The organism is Cellulomonas sp. ICMP 17802, assembly GCF_041295535.1.
Classification (GTDB): Bacteria; Actinomycetota; Actinomycetes; order Actinomycetales; family Cellulomonadaceae; genus Cellulomonas.
In genome coordinates, this window is record NZ_JBGFQZ010000026.1 from 19,474 (window position 1) to 40,726 (window position 21,253).

Here is a 21,253-nt window from a genome sequence, read left to right on the forward strand (position 1 = left end):
AAGCAATTGTGGTGTCAGTGGTGACACCGGGCGACGACGACCATCTCCCGCCCGGGCCGGTCCGGCGCGTCCCGGACGTCGAGCACCTCGTAGCCGGCGTCGGCCAACGACCGCTCGACCGTCGCGCGGTCCCGGAAGCGCAGCGTCGAGTCCGAGGTCAGCACGGCACCGTCCGAGGCGAAGACGTAGGACGCGCGGAACGTCACCAGCTCGCCGGCGACCGCCGTGACGTCGACCCACGTCTCGACGACGCCGACGCCGGGGACGTCGGTCGCGTCGTAGGTCGCCTCCCGCGTCCACCCGCGCCACGCCTCGACCTGCGGCACCCGGGTCTCGAACACCAGGTGGCCGCCGTCCCGGAGCGCCCCGCGGACTCCCCGGAGCGTGGCGGCCCACCCGTCGTCGGTCACGAACACCTGCGCGACGTTCGCGGTCATGGTGGCCAGGTCGACCTGCAGCGGCGGGAGGCTCGTCGCATCGCCGTCCAGCCACCGCACGGCGTCGGCACCCGGCTTGGCCCGTGCCACGTCGACGGACGCGCGCGCCGGGTCGACGCCGACCACCTCGATCCCCCGCGCGGGCAGCAGCAGCGCGAACACCCCGGTGCCGCAGCCGACGTCGAGCACGCTGCGGGCGCCCAGCTCGTCGGCGATCGCGAGGTAGGCGTCGAGGTCGCTGCGGTCGGGGTCGAGCACGTCGTAGAGCTCGGCGAGGCGGGGGACCTCGAATCCGTCGTCGGCCATGACCCGGACGCTAGGAGCGGCGCCGCTTCGTCGGCCACCTGAATCCGTCGACCGGCTACGGTCCCCCGCGCCAGTGGTCGATGCGCCGATGGTCGGGGACGAAGCCGTGGGCGACGCCCCAGAGCACCGCCTGCGTCCGGCTCTCCACGCCGATCTTGCGGTAGACCGACCGGATGTAGGACTTCACCGTGTTCGGGCTGAGGTAGGTGTGCGTCGCGACGTCGGCGTTGCTCAGCCCCTGGGTGATCAGGGCCAGGATCTCCGACTCGCGCTCCGTCAGACCCTCCCCGCGCCCGGGCCAGTCGAGACCGTTGGCGGGCCGGACGCGCCCGGGCAGCTCGCTGATCACGACCTCGCCGGCGTGCACCGCCTCGAGCGCGGCGACCAGCTCGCGCGCCGGCAGCGCCTTCGACAGGTACCCGCTGACCCCGAGCGCGCGGGCGCTGGCGATCAGGGCGGGATCGAAGTTCCAGGTGAACACGACCACGCGGCGGGCGCTCGGGTTCCGCACCAGCACGGCGATCTCGTCCTGGTCGGACTCCGGCTGCGCGAACGAGTCGTAGAGCACGATGTCGACGACATCGTCGACGGGCGTGTTTGTGTCGATCTCGGCCACGACCACGCGGTCGCGGTACTGGTCCAGGATCTTGGCGACGCCCATGACGACCACGTCGTAGTCGTCGACGAGGGCCACCGTGATGGGTCGGGCGGGCGCGGGCATGAGCCGAACGTAGCCCCCCTAGGGGTGTACTACATCCGCCCTAGGGGTGGTGGAGTCGAGGAACACCACCACTCCTGAGGAGGCACCACCATGCTCGGACTCATCGTCACCATCATCATCGTCGGGCTCGTCGCCGGCCTGCTCGCGCGCCTCATCGTGCCGGGCAAGCAGGACATGTCCGTCGCCATGACGATCATCATCGGGATCATCGGGTCGTTCGTCGGCGGGTTCCTCGGCTACCTGCTCTTCCACAAGGACGCGGCCGACGGCTTCCTGCAGCCCGCCGGGATCATCGGCTCGATCATCGGCGCGATCATCGTGCTGCTGATCTGGGTCCGCGTCGGCGGCCGCCGCTCCGTCACCCGCTGAGCCGACCTGCCCGCCGGTCCCGGTCTGACGACCGGGGCCGGCTGCGGGTCCATCGCCACTCCCAGACGACGCCGACCTCGGGGTCCTCCTGGGTGTCGGCGTGCTCGAAGCCGAGCGACGCGAGCACACCCGTCGACGGGTTCGGGCCCGGCAACGTGTGCGCGAGGACGTGATCCACCTCGCCGCTGGCGACGGCGCGTTCCACCAGTGCTCGGGCAGCGGCCGTGCCGACGCCCCGGCCGCGGAACTCCGGGGCGATCTCGTAGCCGATCTCGACCGTGCGGTCGGTGGGCGGGCCCACGAAGCCGCCGGACCCGAGGAGCCGACCGCTCGCCGCGTCCACGACGAGCTGCATCGACCACGCGCGGTCAGCCTCGGACGAGGTCCGCAGGCGCTCCAGGGTGAAGCCGATGGCTTCGGGGAACTCGGGCCATCCCTCCGGGACAGGTGAGCCGAGCAGCTCGCCAAAGGCTCCTCTGCTCTCGTTCAGCGCGTTCAGCAACGGCTCGGTCGCCGCCACCAGGCGGACCTGCGGTGGGGACGCCATGCGGCGTCACGGCCTCGGCACCGGCGCGAAGTCGGACCGCGTCAGCCAGCGCGGCAGGTTGCGGCGCACGGCCGTGGGCCCGTCGACGGTGAGCTCGCCCGACCGGAACGCCTGGTCCCACTTCACGTCCCCGCGCCACACCCGGACGAACAGAGCGAGCGGGGTGTCGATCCGTCCGGAGACCGGATGACCCGGGTCGAAGTCGCACAGATCCACCTCGGCCTGGGTGCACACCAGCCACCAGTCCCGCTGCCCCGAGGGTCGGTCGCGGAAGCTGAACTGCAGCACGGTGCGACCGGGCGGCAGCGCCTCGAGGTCGACGTTGCGCTGCACGTCCCACATCAGCAGGTGCGGGTCGAAGTCCTCCTCGCCGAGCTCGGGCATCCAGCGGATCCCCCACTGGCCGATCGCCTCGACGACGGACTGGAGCTCGCGTCCCGCCTGGGTGAGCGTGTAGTAGACGCGTGTGCCCTGCTCGTGCCGGTCGATGACGCCGGCGCGGGCGAGGCTGCGCAGGCGCGTCGACAGCAGGGTGGGCGACATCTTGGGGACGCCGCGTTGCAGGTCGCCGAAGGTGTGGCTGCCGGCGATGAGCTCACGGACGATGAGCATCGTCCACCGCTCGTCGAGCAGCTCCATCGCCTTCGCGACCGGACAGAACTGGCCGTACTGCGTCATGTCGCTCCACCGCCACTACTCCAGATCCTGTAGTGGATCACTACAGATGTCGCACTGACCAGGGTGGTGCCCCGGTCAGCAGCCTGGGTGACAACGAGCCGGAACACGCCGGCACCTCACCAAGGAGTCACCATGACCACTCTCGCCACCGACCTCACCACCCTCAAGGGCATCCAGCAGCAGACCTGGAGCAGCGGCGACTACGGCAGCATCGCCTGGATCACCGTGCCCCTGGCCGACGAGCTGGTCGCAGCCGTCGACCTCGTGCCGGGCAGCACCGTGCTCGACGTCGCCACCGGCACCGGCCACGTCGCCATCGCCGCCGCGCGGGCGTTCTGCCCGACCGCGGCCATCGACTACGTGCCCGCCCTCGTCGAGACCGCACAGCGGCGGGCCGCCGCCGAGGGCCTCGACATCGCCTTCGAGGTCGGGGACGCCGAGGCGCTGCCCTACGCCGACGGGCAGTTCGACTACGTCCTGTCCGCGATCGGCACCATGTTCACCGCCGACCACCAGCGGGCCGCCGACGAGACCGTCCGCGTGACCCGCCCGGGTGGCCGGATCGGGCTGGCCAGCTGGACGCCGACGGGCTTCGTCGGCCGGATGCTGAGGACCGTCGGGACGTACGTCGCTCCCCCGGGCGGCGCCCTGCCTCCGACGCGTTGGGGCGACCCGCAGGTCATCGCCGAGCTGTTCGGGGACCAGGTCGAGGACCTGCGCACGTGGACGACCACCGTCCGCCCGCGGTTCCTCAGCGCCGAGCACTATGCGGACTTCTTCCTCACCAGCTACGGACCGACGTTCAAGGCCGCGAGCAAGCTCGACGCGGCCGGTCGTGCCGCGTTCCGCGCGGACCTCGTCGCCCTGGCGGAGGAGTTCAACCTGGCCGTCGACGGCACCTTCGTCTCCGAGTGGGAGTACCTGCTGGCCTCCGCTCGCAGGCGATGACCCGGGGCGTACGGATCGAAGCCGGGGTCGCGGCCGTGACCCCGGCTTCTGCGCACGTTCACCGGCGTCGCACACTCAGCCGTCGGAGCGGGGCCGGCGTCGATGGTCACGTCGGCCGCGTCGACCGTCCACGGGCGACCTACACGCTGAACCACGTCGGCAGGACGCCGCGCCGCTCGAGCTCGAAGATCGCGAGCTGCCGGCGCTGGTGCAGGTTGATCGAGTACACGAACGTCCTGTCCAGGGCCTCTGCCTCGAAGGCGCGGGCCGACTCGGCTCGGGCCTGGAGCTTCGCCTTGTCGGCGTCCACCTGCGCCTGCATCTCCTGGAAGGCGTCGCTGCCCGGCCACTGGTTCGCGAGGCCCGCGAGGCCCTCCGTCACGGACTCGAACAGGGCGGCGTGCTTCTGCGCCTCCGAGATGGACGTGACGGGCCCGCCGATGCGCTCGATCTCCTGTCGCACCCGCTCCGAGAGCGTGTCGATCAACGGCAGGAGCGCCAGCAGCGCGCTCGTGTCGAGCGTCGCGTACAGGCGTTCCACACTGGCGAGATCCTCGGTCTGGGTCATGTCTGCGAGCCTACGGCGCAGGCGGCGGTCCCCCCTCGTGGGTCGGGCGTATGGTGCGATCGTGCCCGAGCGCACCAGCTTTCCGGCCGGTGCGGTCCGTCTCGTCGAACCGTTCGGCGCCGGTGGCGGACCGGACCTCCTCGCGCGCGAGCTCGCCCCGTGGCTCTCGAGCATCTGGCATCAGCCCGTCGTCGTGGAGAACGTTCCGGGTGACGGAAGCACGGCAGCACCGGCACTCGTCGCCGAGTCCCCCGCCGATGGGCACACCGTGCTCATCAACACCAGCGCGCAGGCCTACATCGGCGCCGTGTCCCCCGACCTTCCGTATGAGCCCCTGGACGACTTCAGCCCCGTCGCGCCCCTCACCCAGCAGGCGTACGTCTTCGTGACGGGTCGGGACTCGGGCATCGGCACCTTGCACGACCTGGTGTCCGCAGCCGCGGCTCGCGGCACCGACCTCACCTTCGGGTCGACCGGAGCCGGTACGGGGAGCCATCTGGGCGCGGCGCTCCTCCACCTGGAGGCCGGAGTGACCGCCGTGCACGTGCCCCCCGCGCCGGGGGACTCGATCGTCGAGGTGGTCGCGGCGGTGGCGCGCGGCGACACCGACCACGTCTTGTCACCCATCGCGATCGTCGAGCCCTACCTGGACGCGGGGACACTCGTCGCCCTGGCCGTCAGCACAGCTCGTCGCTCGGCCTGGCTCCCCGACGTACCCACGGTCGCCGAGCAGGGCATCGAAGGCTTCGACTTCCCGATCTGGTACGGGGCATGGGTACGCGCTGGCACGTCCGTCGACATCGTGCAGGCGCTCGGGACCGACTTCTCCGACGCGATGGCATCGTCGGAGCTCCAGGGATGGTGCACCCGCCACGGCGTCGAGCCGATGCGGATCGCGACCGCCGACTTCGGTCAGTTCGTCCTGGACGAAGCCCGACGCGCTGCCGCGATCATGCAGCGAGCGGGCGAGCAGACGCGCCCAGTCACACGTTGAACCGGAACTCCACCACGTCGCCGTCGGCCATCACGTAGTCCTTGCCCTCGATGCGGGCCTTGCCGGCGGCGCGGGCGGCGGCGACGGAGCCGGCGGCCACGAGGTCGTCGAACGAGATGACCTCGGCCTTGATGAAGCCCTTCTGGAAGTCGGTGTGGATCACGCCGGCGGCCTGCGGGGCGGTCCAGCCCTGGTGGATGGTCCAGGCGCGCGACTCCTTGGGGCCGGCCGTCAGGTAGGACTGCAGGCCGAGCGTGTGGAAGCCGACGCGGGCCAGCTGGTCGAGGCCGGCCTCCTCCTGTCCGTTGTCGGCGAGCATCTCGCGGGCCTCGTCGGGCTCGAGCTCGACCAGCTCGGACTCGAACTTGGCGTCGAGGAAGATGGCGTCGGCGGGCGCGACCAGGGCGCGGAGCTCGTCCTGCATCGCGGTGTCGGCCAGGCCGGCGTCGTCGGTGTTGAAGACGTAGATGAACGGCTTGCTCGTCATGAGCTGCAGCTCGTCAAGGTGCTCGATCTTCTTGCCCGCCGCCGACAGCGTCTGGCCCCTCTCGAGGATCGCCTGCGCCTCCTGGGCCGCGGCCAGCAGGCCGGCGTCGGCCTTCTTGGCGCGGACCTCCTTCTCGAGGCGAGGGATCGCCTTCTCGAGGGTCTGCAGGTCGGCGAGGATCAGCTCGGTGGCGATGATCTCGATGTCGTCCTTGGGGTTCACCGCGCCGGAGACGTGCACGACGTCCGGGTCCGCGAAGGCGCGGGTCACCTGGCAGATGGCGTCGGCCTCGCGGATGTTGGCCAGGAACTTGTTGCCCAGGCCCTCCCCCTCGCTGGCGCCCTTGACGATGCCGGCGATGTCGACGAACGACACGGTCGCCGGGAGGATGCGCTCGGAACCGAACAGCTCCGCGAGCGTCTCCAGGCGCGGGTCGGGCAGCGGGACGACGCCGACGTTGGGCTCGATCGTCGCGAACGGGTAGTTCGCGGCGAGAACCTGCGCGCGGGTCAGCGCGTTGAAGAGGGTGGACTTGCCGACGTTGGGCAGGCCGACGATGCCGATAGTGAGTGCCACGTCGGGGAAGTCTACGGGGGCGGGCGGCCGGACTCCGGTCAGGCGAACGCGACGATGCGCCGCAGCAGGTCCGGCGCGGTGCGGTCGAGGGTCCGGCCCCCGACGCGCACCCCGATCGTGAGCAGCACCGACCCCAGCACCACGCCCACCGCCAGGGTCAGCCAGCCCAGCGCCGCCGAGTCGCGCCCGACGGCCAGGACCGCCAGCACGATCTCGGGCAGGCTCAGCGCCATCACGGCGAGCCACCCGCCCAGCTGCGAGACCAGCGCGGACATCGAGGCCCCCTGCCGGCTCTGGAACGGGTTCTCGCCGGGCATCTGCACGGGGTAGACCACGAGGGCGGAGACGACGCTGGACCCGCCGAGCGCCGTGAGCAGCACGCCGAACGACACCCCGAGCAGGGCGGGGACCAGGGCCGGGCGGTGCGAGACCAGCGCGGACCCGATCGAGAGCACGAGGACCGCGGGCACGGCGATCGCGCCCGCGGCGATGACCCGGCCGAGCCGGTCAGTGACGCCCCGCAGCGGCGAGCCCACGTGCGTCCAGAACGCGGTGCCGTCGTACGCGACGTCGGCGGAGATGCCCCAGCCTAGGAGGTAGCCGGCAATCGGGCCGATGAGCAGCACGACCCCGCCGTCCGGGTTCACGACGAAGAAGACGACCGCGAGCACCGGCACGATCGCGACGGCGAGCGCGTAGCGGGGGTCGCGCGCCCAGTACGTCAGGCAGCGCGCCGTCACGGCGCCGAGCGGCGTCGCGGGCAGGCGCCCGAACCAGCCGAGCCCGCGGCCGCGGGTCGAGACGCTCTGGTGCGGGGGGTTGACCAGGGCGTGGGCCAGCGCCCGGTCCCAGACGACGACGAGGACGGCCACGGTCGCGACCGCGACGGCGAACCGCGCGCCGGCGAGCCCCCATGCCCCGTCCGCGACGTCGGCGGGCACGGCCCAGACGGCCCCGGCCGGGGTCCAGGCCAGGACGTCGGCGACCTGCTGGACCAGGTCCTGCGTGAGGGTCGTGCCCGAGAAGAGCCGGCCGAGCACGGGCCCCACGAGGATGAGCGGCAGGAGCACGACGGCCGCCATGACCTCGCGGAACCGCCGGCCGCTGAGGATGCCCGACGCGGCCGCGGTCGTGGCCCGCGCGCCGACGACGCACGTGGCCAACGCGAGCACCGAGCAGATCAGGCCGGTGACCAGCGCGGCGGGCGTGCGCCACCAGACCCCGGCCATCGAGAGCACGGACAGCGTGGTGACCACGCCGGGGATGCCGAGCAGGCCCGCCAGCGCGAGGCCGGTGAGCAACGAGCGACGCGGGATGGCGAACGTGACGAACCGCGCCGGGTCGACGGTGGAGTCGAGTCCGAACGCGACCAGCGGCACCAACCACCACCCGAGCACGACGACCGACCCGAGCAGCACGGTGACGAGCCCGCGGATGTCGGGCTCCTGGACGCTGAGCGCCGCCATCGACCCGACGACGATGACCAGGGCCATCAGCCCGTAGAGGGCGGCGACGACCAGGCCGACCACCTGCCACGCGCTGCGGCGCAGACCGTTGCGCAGCAGCGTCAGCTTCAGGCGGACGAGGTGCGCAACCACGCGAGCCCCTCCCCGCTGACCCGGCCGCCCACCAGGTCGACGAACCGGTCCTCGAGGCTGCCGTCGCCCCGGACCTCGTCGACCGTGCCGGCTGCCAGCACGTGCCCGGCCGCGATCACGGCGACGTGGTCGCACATGCGCTGGACCAGGTCCATGACGTGCGAGGACACGATGACCGTGCCGCCGGAGCGGACGTAGGACGCGAGGATGTCCCGGATGTTCGCCGCCGACACGGGGTCGACGGCCTCGAACGGCTCGTCGAGCACGAGCAGCCGCGGGGCGTGCACCAGCGCGCAGGCCAGCGCGACCTTCTTGGTCATGCCCGCGGAGTACTCGACGACGAGCTTGTCGGCGTCGGCGGTCAGGTCGAGGGCCGCCAGCAGGTCGGTGGCGCGCCCGGACACCGTCGCCCGGTCGAGGCCCTGCAGCAGGCCCGCGTAGGTGATCAGCTGCCGGCCCGTCAGCCGGTCGAAGAGGCGGACGCCGTCGGGCAGCACGCCCAGCATCGCCTTGACCTCGGTGGGCGAGGCCCACAGGTCGTGCCCGTGCACCAGCACGGTGCCGAAGTCGGGCTTGAGCAGGCCCGTCGCCATCGAGAGCGTGGTGGTCTTGCCCGCCCCGTTGGGGCCGACCAGCCCGTAGAACGAGCCGGTGGGGACCACGAGGTCGATGCCCGAGACGGCGATCTTGTCCCCGAACCGGCGCCACAGGCCGCGCAGCTCGAGGGCGGGTGCGGTCGACATCGGACCACCCTAGGTCGCCGGGCCCCGGTCGCGTGCCCCGTTCACCCGGATGTCAGAGGTGCCTGGGAGCGTGCGGGCATGGACACCGGACTGTTGCTGGGACTCGCGATCGGCGCCGTGGTCGGCGTGCTCGCCGGCTGGATGCTCGCCGGGGCGCGGCTGCGCGCCGCGGACCTGCAGACCGCGCGGGCGCAGGCGCTGCTCGAGGCGGAGCGGCAGGGGGCGCAGGCCCGGCTGGCGGACTCCGACCGGCTGGCCGACCAGTTCCGGTCGCTGGCGGCAGACGCGCTGGCGACGAGCACGGACCAGTTCCTCGCGCTGGCGCACCAACGGTTCGCCGCGGACCACCAGACGCAGGTCGGGGAGCTGGCTCAGCGCGAGCAGGCGGTGCGGGCGATGGTCGAGCCGCTGTCGCGCACGCTTGACCAGGTCCGTGCCGAGCTGTCGACGGCCGAGCAGGCGCGAGCCGCCGGCCACGCCGCGCTCGGGGAGCAGGTGCGCGCGATGCAGCAGGCGTCCGAGCACCTGCGTGGGGAGACCGCCCAGCTGGTCACCGCGCTGCGGTCGTCGCAGGTGCGCGGCAAGTGGGGCGAGCTGCAGCTCAAGCGGGTGGTCGAGGCCGCGGGGATGCTCGCGCACGTCGACTTCGTCGAGCAGGACCAGGTGCGGACCGACGACGGCCTGCTGCGGCCCGACATGGTGATCAAGCTGGCCGGCGGCAAGAACGTGGTGGTGGACGCCAAGGTGGCGTTCCTCGGGTTCCTCGACGCCGCGCAGGCCACCGACGAGCGCGTCCGCTCCGAGCGGCTCGCCGCCCACGCGCGGCACGTCCGGGCGCACGTCGACGACCTGTCGGCCAAGCGGTACTGGGACCAGTTCGCCCCGGCGCCGGAGTTCGTCGTGATGTTCGTGCCCGCCGAGTCGTTCCTGCACGCGGCGGCGGAACAGGACCCGCTGCTGATCGAGTACGCGTTCGAGCGCAACGTCGTCATCGCCACCCCGACCACCCTGCTGGCGCTGCTGCGCACCATCTCCTACGCCTGGCGGCAGGACGCGCTGGCCAGCAACGCCCAGGCCGTCCTCTCGCTGGGCAAGGAGCTGCACGGCAGGCTGGCGACCATGGGCTCGCACCTGGCCCGGCTGGGCCGGGCCATCGACTCGGCCGCCGGCGCCTACAACCAGACGGTGTCCTCGCTGGAGACGCGCGTGCTGGTCAGCGCCCGGCGGTTCGCCGACCTGCACGTGGTGGACGCCGACCTGCCGACGCCCGACCCGGTCAACCCGCAGCTGTCCGCCGTGAGCGCGCCCGAGCTCGTGGCGTCGGCGGAGGAGCAGATCGTCATGTTCGACGGCCGCGCCGAGCGCGACGAGCGAGCCCTGCGGGCGGAGAGTGCGATCGCGCCGACGGACGCCTCGACCGCCTGACTCAGACGGTCTGCACGTCCAGCGGGCGGCGACCCTCGCGGCGCGGGACCTCGGGCGCCTTGCCGGCGGCCTTGAGGTCGGCGCGGAGCTCGCGCGGCAGGGAGAACATGAGGTCCTCGGTCGCGGTGCGGACCTCCTCGACGTCGCCGAAGCCGTGCGCGGCCAGCAGCTCGAGGACGTCGCGGACCAGGATCTCGGGGACCGAGGCGCCGGACGTCACGCCGACGGTGGTGACCCCGTCAAGCCAGGCGAGGTCGATCTCGTCGGCCTTGTCCACGCGGTAGGACGCGCGGGCGCCGGCATCGAGGGCGACCTCGACCAGACGCACCGAGTTCGACGAGTTCGCCGACCCGACCGTGATGACCAGGTCGCACTCCGGCGCCAGCTTCTTCACGGCGACCTGGCGGTTCTGCGTGGCGTAGCAGATGTCGTCGCTGGGCGGGTCCTGCAGGTTCGGGAACCGCTCGCGCAGGCGGCGGACGGTGTCCATGGTCTCGTCGACCGAGAGCGTGGTCTGCGAGATCCAGATGAGCTTGTCGGGGTCGCGGACCACCACGTCGGCGACGGCGTCCGGCGAGTTCACCACCTGGATGTGCTCGGGGGCCTCACCGTAGGTGCCCTCGACCTCCTCGTGCCCGTCGTGGCCGATGAGCAGGATGTCGTAGTCCTCGGACGCGAACCGCACGGCCTCCTTGTGCACCTTGGTGACCAGGGGGCACGTCGCGTCGATGGTCTGCAGCGACCGCGCGGCCGCCTGCGCGTGCACGGCCGGGGACACCCCGTGCGCCGAGAACACCACGCGTGCGCCCTCGGGGACCTCGTCGGTCTCGTTGACGAAGACCGCGCCGCGGGCCGCGAGCGTCTCCACCACGTACTTGTTGTGCACGATCTCCTTGCGCACGTACACGGGGGCGCCGTAGTGCTCGAGCGCCTTCTCGACGGCGATCACGGCACGGTCGACGCCCGCGCAGTACCCGCGCGGGGCGGCGAGCAGCACCCGCTTGCCGGTGGGTGCGGGGCCATCGGTCGTGCCCGAGCCGGGGGCGGGCGTCGTGGAGGTCACGGTGAGGAGTCTAGTTCGGCGCGTCCGACCACCCCCGGCCGAACCGGCCGTCGCGGCTGTGACCTGCACCCGACCCGCACGCGGCGCACACGACGGTGCGCACGGCGCGCACGACGTGTCGCCCGCGCTGTGGGTGCGATGGGGCAGGCTGGGCGCGTGAGCACCGGCCCCATCACCAGTCCGCCGGCGGCCGGCCCCCCGCCGCTGCGCGCCGCGGACACCACGCCCGACCGCCCGTGGCCCGTCCGGCACCTGGCACCCAAGATCGCCGACTACATCGCGAAGATGCCGCCGGTCTGGGTCGAGGGGCAGGTGCTCAACCTCAAGCGCTGGAACACCATGTACTTCCTCACGCTGCGCGACACCGACCTCGACATGTCGCTGTCCGTCACCGCGCCGGCCTCGGCCATCGACAAGCTGGCGGACAAGCTGGCCGACGGCGCGCACCTCGTGGTGCATGCCCGGCCGCAGTTCCACGCCAAGAAGGGCACGCTGACGTTCGCGGCCGACGACGTCCGGCTGGTCGGGCTCGGCGAGCTCCTGGCCCGGATCGAGCACCTCAAGGGCATCCTGGGGGCCGAGGGCCTGTTCGAGCCCTCGCGCAAGCGAGCCCTGCCGTTCCTGCCCGCCGTGGTCGGGCTGATCGTCGCGCAGCAGGGCGACGCCGAGCACGACGTGGTGTCCAACGCCCGCGCGCGCTGGTCCGCCGTGCAGTTCGAGATCCGCCGGGTCACGGTGCAGGGGCCGCGCGCGGTGCCCGAGGTCAGCGCCGCGATCGCCGAGCTGGACCGCGACCCGCGCGTCGAGGTCATCGTGGTCGCGCGCGGCGGTGGCTCGTTCGAGGACCTCCTGCCGTTCAGCAACGAGTCGCTGGTCCGCGTCGCGGCGGCTTGCCGCACCCCGCTGGTCAGCGCGATCGGGCACCACCTCGACACGCCGCTGCTCGACCTCGTGGCGGACCTGCGCGCGTCGACACCCACCGACGCGGCGAAGCGGATCGTGCCGGACGTCAGCGAGGAGCGGGCGCGCCTGACCCAGGCCCGGCTGCGGGCGCGCGCGGCGCTCACCGCCCGGCTCACCCGCGAGCAGACCGGGCTCGACCACTGGCGCAGCCGCCCCGTCCTGGCCAACCCGACCACGCTGGTCGACCTGCACGAGCACCGGGTCACGGCGCTGCGGGAGAGCGCGCGCCGGTCGCTGCACACGGCCCTCATGCACGGTCGCGCCGAGGTCGCGGGCCTCGCCGCGCAGGTCCGGGCGCTGTCGCCGGCCGCCACGCTCGACCGCGGGTACGCGGTCGTGCAGCGCGCCGACGGCCACGTGCTGCGGGACCCGGCCGAGGTGGCCGACGGCGACCCGCTGCGCATCCGGGTCGCCCGCGGCGAGCTCGCCGCGCAGGTCGCCGGGGCCTGAGGCGCTGCGGCGGCCGGGCCGGTTCCGGGCAACCGTCCGCGTGGCCGTCGACCTGTTCTTCTGACCGTCCGGCGGCGCGGCACGCGACGACGCCCGACCGACGGGTGCCGACCGTGTGGGCCTGCCCTGGTTGACTGTCCTCGTGCCGAAGCCGTCCCAGCCCTCCCCGTCCGCCCCGCCGTCGGACCCGAATGCCGACGTCGCCTCCCTCGGGTACGAGGAGGCCCGCGACGAGCTCGTGGCCGTCGTCGCCCGGCTGGAGGCCGGCGCAGCGACCCTCGAGGAGTCGCTGACCCTGTGGGAGCGCGGTGAGGCGCTGGCCGCGCGGTGCCAGGAGTGGCTCGACGGGGCGCGCGAGCGGCTCAGCGCCGTCCGGGACACGGCCGCGGCCGTCGACGAGGAGGAGGCCCGATGACCGCGCCGGCCGAGCGGGCGTTCGTCGTCGGCGAGGCGCTCATCGACGCGGTCACCCGCCCCGACGGCAGCCGCGCGCAGCACCCCGGGGGCAGCCCGGCCAACGTGGCCCTCGGCCTCGGCCGCCTGGGCCGGCGCGTCGACCTGCTGACCTGGCTCGGGCACGACGCCGACGGCGACCTGGTCCGGCGGCACCTGCAGGACTCGGGGGTGCACGTGCTCGAGGGCAACCGCTCGGCGCTGCGCACGCCGACGGCCACCGCGCACATCGGCGCGGACGGGGCCGCGACCTACGAGTTCGACCTCGAGTGGGACCTGCCCGAGACCTGGGACGAGGAGCCCGGCGAGCCGCTGGTCGTGCACACGGGCTCGATCGCGACCGTGCTGCAGCCGGGTGGCGCGGCCGTGGCGACGGTCCTGGCGCGCCGACGCGCGGCCTCCACCGTCACGTACGACCCCAACCTGCGCCCGGTGCTCATGGGGTCGCCGGCGCACGCGCTGCCCGTGGTCGACGCGCTGGTCCGCCTGGCGGACGTGGTGAAGGTCAGCGACGAGGACCTCGCGTGGCTGCACCCCGGGGTCGCCCCGGCGGAGATCGCGGAGGAGTGGAGCCGGTCAGGTCCGTCGCTCGTCGTCGTGACCCACGGGGGCGAGGGGGCGTTCGCCAGCACGTCCGCCGGGGCCCGGCTGTCGGTGCAGGCGCCCCGGGTGCAGGTGGCGGACACGGTCGGCGCCGGCGACTCGTTCATGGGCGGCCTCATCGACGGGCTGTGGTCCGCGGGGCTGCTCGGTGCCGACCGCCGGCAGGCGCTCGCCGACGTCGACGCGGCCACCGTGCAGGCGGTGCTCGAGCGCTGCGCGCGCATCGCCGCGATCACGGTCTCCCGGGCGGGCGCCAACCCTCCCCGGCTCGCCGAGCTCGACTGACGCGGGCGCCGGACACTCTCAGGCGCGTGCCTTCTCGCGGGCCTGCGCCCGCTCGAGCGAGGCCTTGCGGTCGGCCTCGTTCTCGCGGTCGAGCGTCTCGGCGGCGGCGCCGTCCCAGGTGAGGTTCTCGCCGCTCTCGGGGTCGAACACCATCATGCGGGCCGGGTCGAACCACAGGTCCGCATCGATGCCGTCCCGGATCTTGGTCTCCGACGGGAGCGCGACGATGAGCTGCGTGCGCAGCCCTTCGCCGTCGAGGTCGCGGTCGAGCTCCTCGAGCGTGGACGCGACGTCCGGGTTGGTGTCGAACGGGATGTAGGCGTAGAGCTCCGAGCCGAGCCACTCGGTGACGTCCACGGGCGCGCTGAAGGTGACACCGGTGCCCTTGCGGGCGTCTTCGAGGAGGGCGGCATCCTCGAAGTGCTCGGGGCGGATGCCGACGATGACGATCTCCTTGCCCGCCAGCTTCGGGGCGAGGTCCGCGGAGATCGGCACGTCGGCGAACGGCAGCTTCATCGTCGACCCGCTGATCTCCCCTGGCAGGAAGTTCATGGGCGGCGACCCGATGAAGCCGGCGACGAACAGGTTCACCGGCTGCTCGTAGAGGCCCCGAGGGCTGGCGACCTGCTGCAGCTCGCCCTTGCGCAGGACGGCGACCCGGTCGCCGAGGGTCATCGCCTCGGTCTGGTCGTGGGTGACGTAGACGGTCGTCGTGCCGAGGCGGCGCTGCATGCGGGCGATCTCGGTGCGCATCTGCCCGCGGAGCTTGGCGTCGAGGTTGGACAGGGGCTCGTCGAAGAGGAACGCCTCGGCCTCGCGGACGATCGCGCGGCCCATCGCGACCCGCTGCCGCTGACCGCCGGAGAGGTTGGCGGGCTTGCGGTCGAGGTGGTCCTGAAGCTCGAGCGTCTTGGCGGCGAACTCGACCTTCTCGCGGATCTGGGCGTCGGTGAACTGCCCCTTCTGCAGACGCAAGGGGAAGGCGATGTTCTCGAAGACCGTCAGGTGCGGGTACAGGGCGTAGTTCTGGAAGACCATCGCCAGGTGCCGGTCGCGGGGGGCCTTGTCGTTGACCCGCTTGCCGCCGATCTGCAGGTCGCCCGCCGTGATGTCCTCGAGGCCGACGATCATCCGCAGCAGCGTCGACTTCCCGCAGCCGGACGGGCCGACGAGGATCACGAACTCGCCGTCGGCGATGTCCAGGCTGACGCCCTTCACGGCGAGGAAGCCGTCGCCGTACTGCTTGACGATGTCCTTGAGAGTGATGGCGGCCATCGGATCTCCTTCGTGGTCAGCCCTTGACGGCGCCCTGGGTCAGGCCGGACACGATCTGGCGTTGGAACAGCAGGACGAGGATGACCACCGGGATGGTCACGATGATGGCCGCGGCGGAGATCGACCCGGTCGGCTCCTCGAACTGCGAGGCGCCGGTGAAGAACGCCAGCGCCGCCGGGACGGGACGGGCGCGGTCGGTCGACGTGAGCGAGATGCCGTACACGAAGTCGTTCCAGGCGATGAAGAACGCGATCAGCGCGGTGGTGAACACGCCGGGCGCGGCGAGCGGGACGATCGCCTTGCGGAACGCCTGCCACGTGGTCGCCCCGTCCACCTGGGCGGCCTGCTCGAGCTCCCACGGGATCTGGCGGAAGAACGCCGCGAGCGTCCAGATGGAGATCGGGAGCGTGAGCGACAGGTACGGGATGATCAGCCCGAGCCAGGTGTCGTAGAGGCCGATGTTCCGCCACAGGTTGAACAGCGGCGTGACGATCGAGATGACCGGGAAGATCGAGACGCCGAGCGCGGTGAGCAGGACCAGCCGCTTGCCGGGGAAGTCGAGCCGCGCGATCGCGTAGGCCGCGAGCGTGGCGAGGACGACCGCGATGGCGGTGGCGATCAGACAGATGCCGACCGAGTTGCGCAGCGAGGACAGGAACAGCGTCTGCGCGGACCCGCCCGGCGCCAGGATCTCCTCGTAGTTCACGGTCGTCCAGGTCTTCGGCCAGAACAGCCCGAGGTTCAGCTGGCTGGGCAGCTTGAACGACGTCGCGAAGATCGAGACGATCGGGAAGAGGGCGTACGAGATGACGAAGATCGTGATGAGGGCCCAGCCCCACTTGGCCCTCGTGGACAGCTGCTTCATCAGCCCGCCCCCCTCGCGCCGCCGGCCAGATCGACCTTGAACAACTTCACCGCGACCCAGCAGATGAGGATCACGCAGAGGAAGAGGAGCACGGAGATCGCGGAGCCAAGACCGATCTCGAGCCGTCCGATCGACGTCCGGTAGGCCAGCAGCGACAGCACCTCGGTGCCGTTCGCGCCGTTCGTCATGATGAAGACGTTGTCGAAGATGCGGAACGCGTCGAGGGCCCGGAACAGGACCGCCACCATGATCGCGGCCTTCATGTTCGGCAGGACCACTCGCGTGAGCCGCTGCCACCACGTCGCGCCGTCGACCTCCGCCGCCTCCTCGAGCTCGGTGGGCACCTGCGAGAGGCCGGCGAGCAGGAGGAGCGAGATGAACGGCGTGGTCTTCCAGATCTCCGACAGGATGATGACGAAGAGGCTGGTGCCCTGCTGGGCGAACCAGTTGAGGTCCGTGCTGATCCCGGGCACCCACGAGAACCAGTGGTTGATGTACCCGGAGTTGATGTCGAACGCGTAGAACCACGCGAACGCCGAGACCACGGTGATGATCCCGTACGGCACGAGGATCGCCGTGCGGAGCAGGCCGCGCAGCTGGGTGATGGCCCGGTGCATGACGAGCGCGAGGGCGAACCCGAGGACGAGCTCGACCACCACGGTGACGACCGTGATGAACACGGTGACGCCCAGCGCCTGCCAGAAGAGCGGGTCGGACAGCACCACCGCGTAGTTGCTCAGCCCCGCCCAGCGCTTGTCGTCGGGAGCGGTGAGCCGGAAGTGGAAGAGCGAGTCGTAGAAGGCCTGCAGGATCGGGTACAGCGTGACCGCCAGCATGACGACGAACGCGGGCCCCGCGAGCAGCCAGCCGAGCCGGGCCTCCGACCTCGACCGGTCGCTGCGCCCCGCCTTCGCCGCCGCATCGCGCAGGTCCGGAGGAAGCCCGCCGGGTGTCTTCGTCTGGACCTGGCTGCTCATAGCAGCTGCTCCCCTCGCAGCACGGCGGTGATGAGGTCGGTCGACTCCTTGGGCGTGACCTCCGGGGTCACCGAGCTCGGTGGGTGCCAGGTCTGCTGCAGGCCGGTGGACACCTCGTTGTAGTACGGCGTCTGCGGCCGGGGCACGGCGAGCTCGAGCGACTGCCGGATGACGTCCGCCATCGGGAAGGCTTCCTTGACGGCGGGGTCGTCGTAGGCCGTCGTGTTGGACGGCGGGTTGCCGTTCGTCGCGAAGTACTGCGCCTGGTGCTCGGGGGTGACGATGCACTCCGCCGCCTGGTAGGAGAGGTCGACGTGCTTGCTGAACGCGCCGATCCCGAGGTTGATCCCGCCGTACGGGGGTGCCGTCTGCTGGTCCGCGGTCACCTGCGGGTACAGCGCCCAGCCGATGTCGTCGAGCAGGGACTGGTCGAAGGTGCCGTCCTTGACGCCGGCCTTCGTGGCGGACCAGACGAACGGCCAGTTGACCATGAACGAGCCCTTGTCGCCCTGGAAGATCGCGAGCGACGCACCCTCGTCCTCGGTCGGGAGGCCGGGACCGCCGAGGTTCTCCTTGCCGATCGTGCCCATGATCTTCGCCGCGGCCTCTCCCGCGGGCGTCTCCAGGCCGAGCGTGATCTCGTCGGCGGGAGCCTCCGGGTTCTCGAGGATCTTCCCGCCGGCGGACGCGACGAGCGCGTTGATCCACACGGTCAGCGACTCGGCCTTGGTGCCCTGGACGGCGAGGTACTTGTCCTGGTCCTTGGCCGCCGTCATGATCTGGTCCCACGTCACGGGTCCCTTTGCCGGGTCGAGCCCCGCCGCGGTCGCCACGGACTTGCGGTACCAGAGCAGCTGGGTGTTCGCCCAGAAGGGCACCGTGACGAGCTTGCCCTTCCACGTCGCACCGGCCAGGGCGCCGGCGACGACGTCCTGCGTGACCTTCGACGCGACGTCGTCGGGCACGGGGGCGAGGAAGCCGGGCTCGGCCATCTCAGGGATGAACGGCGGGTCGAGGCTCATGATGTCGATCGACGAGTCCTTGGCGGCAAGCCGTCGGGCCAGCTGCTCCCGCTGGGCGCTGGCGTCGCGTGGGAGGACGGACACCTCGATCGTGTAGGCACCCCCCGCGGCCTCGGTGCACTGCTTGGCGATCTCCGCCTGCCCGCCGTCGTCCGGGTTGATGTACCACGTGAGCACGGGCGAACCCGAGCCCGACCCCGCGCACGCGGCCAGCGGGGCGGCAACCGCGACCCCGAGGACCAGGGCGAGAGCTCGTGAGCGTCGTCGCACGTCACACCTCCAGTGACCGAGGCATCGCTGCCTCATCACCCTGGGTACACCTGTGGGTGAAATGTCGCCACCCCTACGGCCGCCCGAGGCGTGAACTCCGCCTGCGCGGACACGTCCGACCTGCGACCATGACGCCGTGACCCGCCCCACCACACCCGCCGAAGCCTGGTCCGCGCTGCGCGAGGGGAACGAGCGGTTCGTCCGCGGCGAGATGCTCCACCCGTCGCAGGGCGTCGACCACCGCGCCGAGCTCAGCGCCGCCCAGCACCCGTTCGCCGTGATCTTCGGGTGCTCCGACTCCCGCGTCGCGGCCGAGATCATCTTCGACCAGGGCCTCGGCGACGTGTTCGTGGTCCGCACGGCCGGGCACGTGCTGGACACCACGGTCATCGGGTCGATCGAGTACGGCGTGGAGGTCCTCGGCGCCTCGCTCGTAGTCGTGCTGGGTCACGACAGCTGCGGCGCCGTCGCCGCGGCGACCACGGCCCTGACCACCGGAGAGCTGCCCACCGGGTTCGTGCGCGCGATCGTCGACCGGGTCATCCCCAGCATCGTCAACCTCGCGGGCGGCGGCTTCGGCGCGCTGGACACCGTCGACCCGGCGGTGCTCGGGCACGAGCACGTGCGGCACACGGTCCGCATGCTGCAGGGCTACTCGCGGTCGCTGGCTGAGGCCATCGACGCCGGCCGGGTCGCGGTCGTCGGGCTCGAGTACACGCTGGCCGACGGCACGGTGCACCTTACGGAGGCGGCCGGCGAGGTCGGCTGACGCGTCACGGCCACGGGTCCGCGGGCCGGGGCCGAGCGCCGTCCTCGTCGTCGTGCGGGGTGCTCCGCTCGCGCCAGTACGCCGCGCCGTCCGCCCGGCGCCCCACCAGGCCCGCCTCGACCAGGTCGCGCCGCAGCCGGACGGGGTCGTCGGTGAACGCCCCGATGCGCTCGGTCAGCTCGACCTCCGAGGCCCGCTCGCCCGGCGCCAGCACGCGCGCGGCCAGGTGCTCGAGCACGAGGGCCCGGTCGGCGTGACGGCGTGGGGTGCGGACGAGGCGCCCGCGGTCGAGGAACCGGTCGGCGGTGCACGAGGACGACATGGCGCCATGGTGCCCGCCCGCGGCGGACGCCCGCACGTCGATTGCCTCACGCCGGGCCGGGTCACCCCGGCGGGTGCGGCAGGATGTTGGGCATGACTTCTGAGTTCCGCATCGAGCACGACACGATGGGCGAGGTGCGCGTCCCGGTCGACGCCCTCTACCGCGCGCAGACCCAGCGGGCCGTGGAGAACTTCCCGATCTCGGGCGGCCGGCTCGAGCGCAGCCACATCGAGGCCCTGGCCCGCATCAAGAAGGCGGCCGCCCGGGCGAACGCCGAGCTGGGCGTGCTGGAGCAGGACGTCGCGGACGCCATCGTCGCCGCCGCCGACGACGTGGCGTCCGGGGCACACGACGCCGACTTCCCCATCGACGTCTACCAGACCGGCTCGGGCACCAGCTCGAACATGAACACCAACGAGGTGCTCGCGACGCTGGCGACGCGGCGCCTCGGCCGCGACGTGCACCCGAACGACCACGTCAACGCGTCGCAGTCGTCGAACGACGTGTTCCCCACGTCCGTGCACGTCGCAGCGACCGCCGGCGTGGTCCGCGACCTGATCCCCGCGCTGGAGCACCTCGCGGAGGCGTTCGAGGCCAAGGCCGTCGAGTGGGCCGAGGTGGTCAAGTCGGGCCGCACGCACCTCATGGACGCCACCCCGGTCACCCTCGGCCAGGAGTTCGGCGGATACGGCGCGGCGATCCGGTACGGCATCGAGCGCCTGCGGTCGGCCCTGCCCCGCGCGGCCGAGGTGCCCCTCGGCGGCACGGCCGTCGGCACCGGCATCAACACCCCGGCCGGCTTCCCGCAGCGCGTGATCGAGCTCCTGCGCGAGGACACCGACCTGCCGCTGACCGAGGCGCGCGACCACTTCGAGGCCCAGAGCTCCCGCGACGGGCTGGTCGAGCTGTCCGGCGCGCTGCGCACCATCGCGGTGAGCCTCACCAAGATCTGCAACGACCTGCGCTGGATGGGCTCGGGCCCCAACACCGGCCTGGGCGAGATCGCGATCCCCGACCTGCAGCCCGGCTCGTCGATCATGCCCGGCAAGGTCAACCCGGTGATCCCCGAGGCCGTGCTCATGGTCGCGGCGCGCGTCGTCGGCAACGACGCCACGGTCGCCTGGGCCGGCGCGAGCGGGTCGTTCGAGCTCAACGTGCAGATCCCGGTGATCGCCGCGGGGGTGCTGGAGTCGATCCGGCTGCTGGCCAACGCGTCGCGCCTGCTGGCGGACAAGACCGTGACCGGGCTCGTCGCCAACGTCGAGCGCGCCCGCGCGCTGGCCGAGTCGTCGCCGTCGATCGTCACGCCGCTCAACCGCGTGATCGGCTACGAGGCCGCCGCGAAGATCGCCAAGCACGCCGTCAAGCACGGGATCACGGTCCGCGCGGCCGTGATCGACCTCGGCTTCATCGAGCGCGGCGAGGTCACCGAGGAGCAGCTGGACCAGGCGCTCGACGTGCTGAGCATGACGAGGCCGCCACAGGCCTGATCCCTCCGCGTGACGACGAAGGCCCCGGGGTCGCCCCCGGGGCCTTCGT

23 protein-coding genes are annotated in these 21,253 nt (G+C 72.2%); 9 read left to right on the forward strand and 14 right to left on the reverse strand.

Annotated features, from left to right (window positions below):
* Positions 1–14: 14 nt before the first annotated feature.
* The gene (locus AB5970_RS15565; protein WP_370504855.1) at positions 15–743 is read right to left on the reverse strand and encodes a class I SAM-dependent methyltransferase; all 729 of its coding nucleotides are present in this window, start codon (positions 741–743) and stop codon (positions 15–17) included.
* 55 nt (positions 744–798) lie between these two features.
* A complete protein-coding gene (locus tag AB5970_RS15570) occupies positions 799–1,464 on the reverse strand; it encodes a LuxR C-terminal-related transcriptional regulator (RefSeq protein WP_370504856.1) in 666 nt (221 codons plus the stop codon).
* A 90-nt stretch (positions 1,465–1,554) separates the two neighbouring features.
* Here AB5970_RS15570 and AB5970_RS15575 point away from each other — a divergent pair, with 90 nt between their 5' ends.
* The gene (locus AB5970_RS15575) at positions 1,555–1,833 is read left to right on the forward strand and encodes a GlsB/YeaQ/YmgE family stress response membrane protein (RefSeq protein ID WP_370504857.1); all 279 of its coding nucleotides are present in this window, start codon (positions 1,555–1,557) and stop codon (positions 1,831–1,833) included.
* On the opposite strand, the gene AB5970_RS15580 is transcribed toward AB5970_RS15575, so the two are convergent.
* Complete coding sequence (locus AB5970_RS15580) at positions 1,823–2,380, reverse strand: GNAT family N-acetyltransferase (protein ID WP_370504858.1); 558 nt, start codon at positions 2,378–2,380, stop codon at positions 1,823–1,825. The two genes, AB5970_RS15575 and AB5970_RS15580, sit on opposite strands and share 11 nt — an antisense overlap.
* A gap of 6 nt (positions 2,381–2,386) precedes the next feature.
* On the reverse strand, positions 2,387–3,058 hold the full coding sequence (locus AB5970_RS15585; protein ID WP_370504859.1) for a winged helix-turn-helix transcriptional regulator: 672 nt from the start codon (positions 3,056–3,058) through the stop codon (positions 2,387–2,389).
* A 132-nt stretch (positions 3,059–3,190) separates the two neighbouring features.
* Here AB5970_RS15585 and AB5970_RS15590 point away from each other — a divergent pair, with 132 nt between their 5' ends.
* Positions 3,191–4,006, forward strand: a complete 816-nt coding sequence (locus AB5970_RS15590; protein WP_370504860.1) for a class I SAM-dependent methyltransferase — start codon at positions 3,191–3,193, stop codon at positions 4,004–4,006.
* 139 nt (positions 4,007–4,145) lie between these two features.
* On the opposite strand, the gene AB5970_RS15595 is transcribed toward AB5970_RS15590, so the two are convergent.
* A complete protein-coding gene (locus AB5970_RS15595) occupies positions 4,146–4,574 on the reverse strand; it encodes a hypothetical protein (protein WP_370504861.1) in 429 nt (142 codons plus the stop codon).
* A gap of 61 nt (positions 4,575–4,635) precedes the next feature.
* On the opposite strand from AB5970_RS15595, the gene AB5970_RS15600 reads away from it, so the two are divergent.
* Entirely contained in the window at positions 4,636–5,568 is a 933-nt protein-coding gene (locus tag AB5970_RS15600) for a Bug family tripartite tricarboxylate transporter substrate binding protein (RefSeq protein ID WP_370504862.1), read from the forward strand.
* Here AB5970_RS15600 and ychF read toward each other — a convergent pair.
* The 3 genes from ychF to AB5970_RS15615 are packed head-to-tail and all read right to left on the reverse strand — an operon-like array spanning position 5,558 to position 8,972.
* Entirely contained in the window at positions 5,558–6,631 is a 1,074-nt protein-coding gene (gene ychF, locus AB5970_RS15605; RefSeq protein WP_370504863.1) for a redox-regulated ATPase YchF, read from the reverse strand. The two genes, AB5970_RS15600 and ychF, sit on opposite strands and share 11 nt — an antisense overlap.
* Positions 6,632–6,669: 38 nt before the next feature.
* Positions 6,670–8,229 carry a hypothetical protein gene (locus AB5970_RS15610; RefSeq protein ID WP_370504864.1) on the reverse strand — a complete coding sequence of 520 codons (1,560 nt, stop codon included), beginning with the start codon at positions 8,227–8,229 and terminating at the stop codon, positions 6,670–6,672.
* A complete protein-coding gene (locus AB5970_RS15615; RefSeq protein WP_370504865.1) occupies positions 8,205–8,972 on the reverse strand; it encodes an ABC transporter ATP-binding protein in 768 nt (255 codons plus the stop codon). The genes AB5970_RS15610 and AB5970_RS15615 overlap by 25 nt, the downstream gene beginning before the upstream one ends.
* A 78-nt stretch (positions 8,973–9,050) precedes the next feature.
* On the opposite strand from AB5970_RS15615, the gene rmuC reads away from it, so the two are divergent.
* Entirely contained in the window at positions 9,051–10,397 is a 1,347-nt protein-coding gene (gene rmuC, locus AB5970_RS15620) for a DNA recombination protein RmuC (protein ID WP_370504866.1), read from the forward strand.
* A gap of 1 nt (position 10,398) precedes the next feature.
* Here rmuC and AB5970_RS15625 read toward each other — a convergent pair whose 3' ends face one another.
* The gene (locus AB5970_RS15625) at positions 10,399–11,460 is read right to left on the reverse strand and encodes a 4-hydroxy-3-methylbut-2-enyl diphosphate reductase (RefSeq protein WP_370504867.1); all 1,062 of its coding nucleotides are present in this window, start codon (positions 11,458–11,460) and stop codon (positions 10,399–10,401) included.
* A 138-nt stretch (positions 11,461–11,598) separates the two neighbouring features.
* Between AB5970_RS15625 and xseA the strand changes: the two genes are divergently transcribed.
* From xseA to AB5970_RS15640, 3 genes are all read left to right on the forward strand, one after another.
* Positions 11,599–12,873, forward strand: coding sequence for an exodeoxyribonuclease VII large subunit (gene xseA / locus AB5970_RS15630; protein ID WP_370504868.1), 1,275 nt, complete (start codon positions 11,599–11,601; stop codon positions 12,871–12,873).
* Between the two features lie 142 nt (positions 12,874–13,015).
* A complete protein-coding gene (locus AB5970_RS15635; RefSeq protein WP_370504869.1) occupies positions 13,016–13,288 on the forward strand; it encodes an exodeoxyribonuclease VII small subunit in 273 nt (90 codons plus the stop codon).
* Positions 13,285–14,214 carry a carbohydrate kinase family protein gene (locus AB5970_RS15640; RefSeq protein WP_370504870.1) on the forward strand — a complete coding sequence of 310 codons (930 nt, stop codon included), beginning with the start codon at positions 13,285–13,287 and terminating at the stop codon, positions 14,212–14,214. Before AB5970_RS15635 ends, AB5970_RS15640 begins: the two co-directional genes overlap by 4 nt.
* A gap of 18 nt (positions 14,215–14,232) precedes the next feature.
* Here AB5970_RS15640 and AB5970_RS15645 read toward each other — a convergent pair whose 3' ends face one another.
* From AB5970_RS15645 to AB5970_RS15660, 4 genes are read right to left on the reverse strand one after another with little or no spacing between them, the layout of a single operon-like run.
* Positions 14,233–15,489, reverse strand: a complete 1,257-nt coding sequence (locus tag AB5970_RS15645) for an ABC transporter ATP-binding protein (RefSeq protein ID WP_370504871.1) — start codon at positions 15,487–15,489, stop codon at positions 14,233–14,235.
* Between the two features lie 16 nt (positions 15,490–15,505).
* Positions 15,506–16,354 (reverse strand): carbohydrate ABC transporter permease, encoded by an 849-nt coding sequence (locus tag AB5970_RS15650; RefSeq protein WP_370504872.1) that lies wholly within the window; start codon positions 16,352–16,354, stop codon positions 15,506–15,508.
* Positions 16,354–17,331 carry a carbohydrate ABC transporter permease gene (locus AB5970_RS15655; RefSeq protein ID WP_370504873.1) on the reverse strand — a complete coding sequence of 326 codons (978 nt, stop codon included), beginning with the start codon at positions 17,329–17,331 and terminating at the stop codon, positions 16,354–16,356. The genes AB5970_RS15650 and AB5970_RS15655 overlap by 1 nt, the downstream gene beginning before the upstream one ends.
* Positions 17,328–18,623, reverse strand: coding sequence for a sugar ABC transporter substrate-binding protein (locus AB5970_RS15660; RefSeq protein ID WP_370504874.1), 1,296 nt, complete (start codon positions 18,621–18,623; stop codon positions 17,328–17,330). The genes AB5970_RS15655 and AB5970_RS15660 overlap by 4 nt, the downstream gene beginning before the upstream one ends.
* Positions 18,624–18,759: 136 nt before the next feature.
* On the opposite strand from AB5970_RS15660, the gene AB5970_RS15665 reads away from it, so the two are divergent.
* Positions 18,760–19,392 carry a carbonic anhydrase gene (locus tag AB5970_RS15665; RefSeq protein WP_370504875.1) on the forward strand — a complete coding sequence of 211 codons (633 nt, stop codon included), beginning with the start codon at positions 18,760–18,762 and terminating at the stop codon, positions 19,390–19,392.
* 4 nt (positions 19,393–19,396) lie between these two features.
* Here AB5970_RS15665 and AB5970_RS15670 read toward each other — a convergent pair whose 3' ends face one another.
* Entirely contained in the window at positions 19,397–19,714 is a 318-nt protein-coding gene (locus tag AB5970_RS15670; RefSeq protein ID WP_370504876.1) for a DUF2087 domain-containing protein, read from the reverse strand.
* A gap of 92 nt (positions 19,715–19,806) precedes the next feature.
* Here AB5970_RS15670 and AB5970_RS15675 point away from each other — a divergent pair, with 92 nt between their 5' ends.
* Positions 19,807–21,204 carry a class II fumarate hydratase gene (locus AB5970_RS15675; protein ID WP_370504877.1) on the forward strand — a complete coding sequence of 466 codons (1,398 nt, stop codon included), beginning with the start codon at positions 19,807–19,809 and terminating at the stop codon, positions 21,202–21,204.
* The last annotated feature ends 49 nt before the right edge of the window (positions 21,205–21,253 follow it).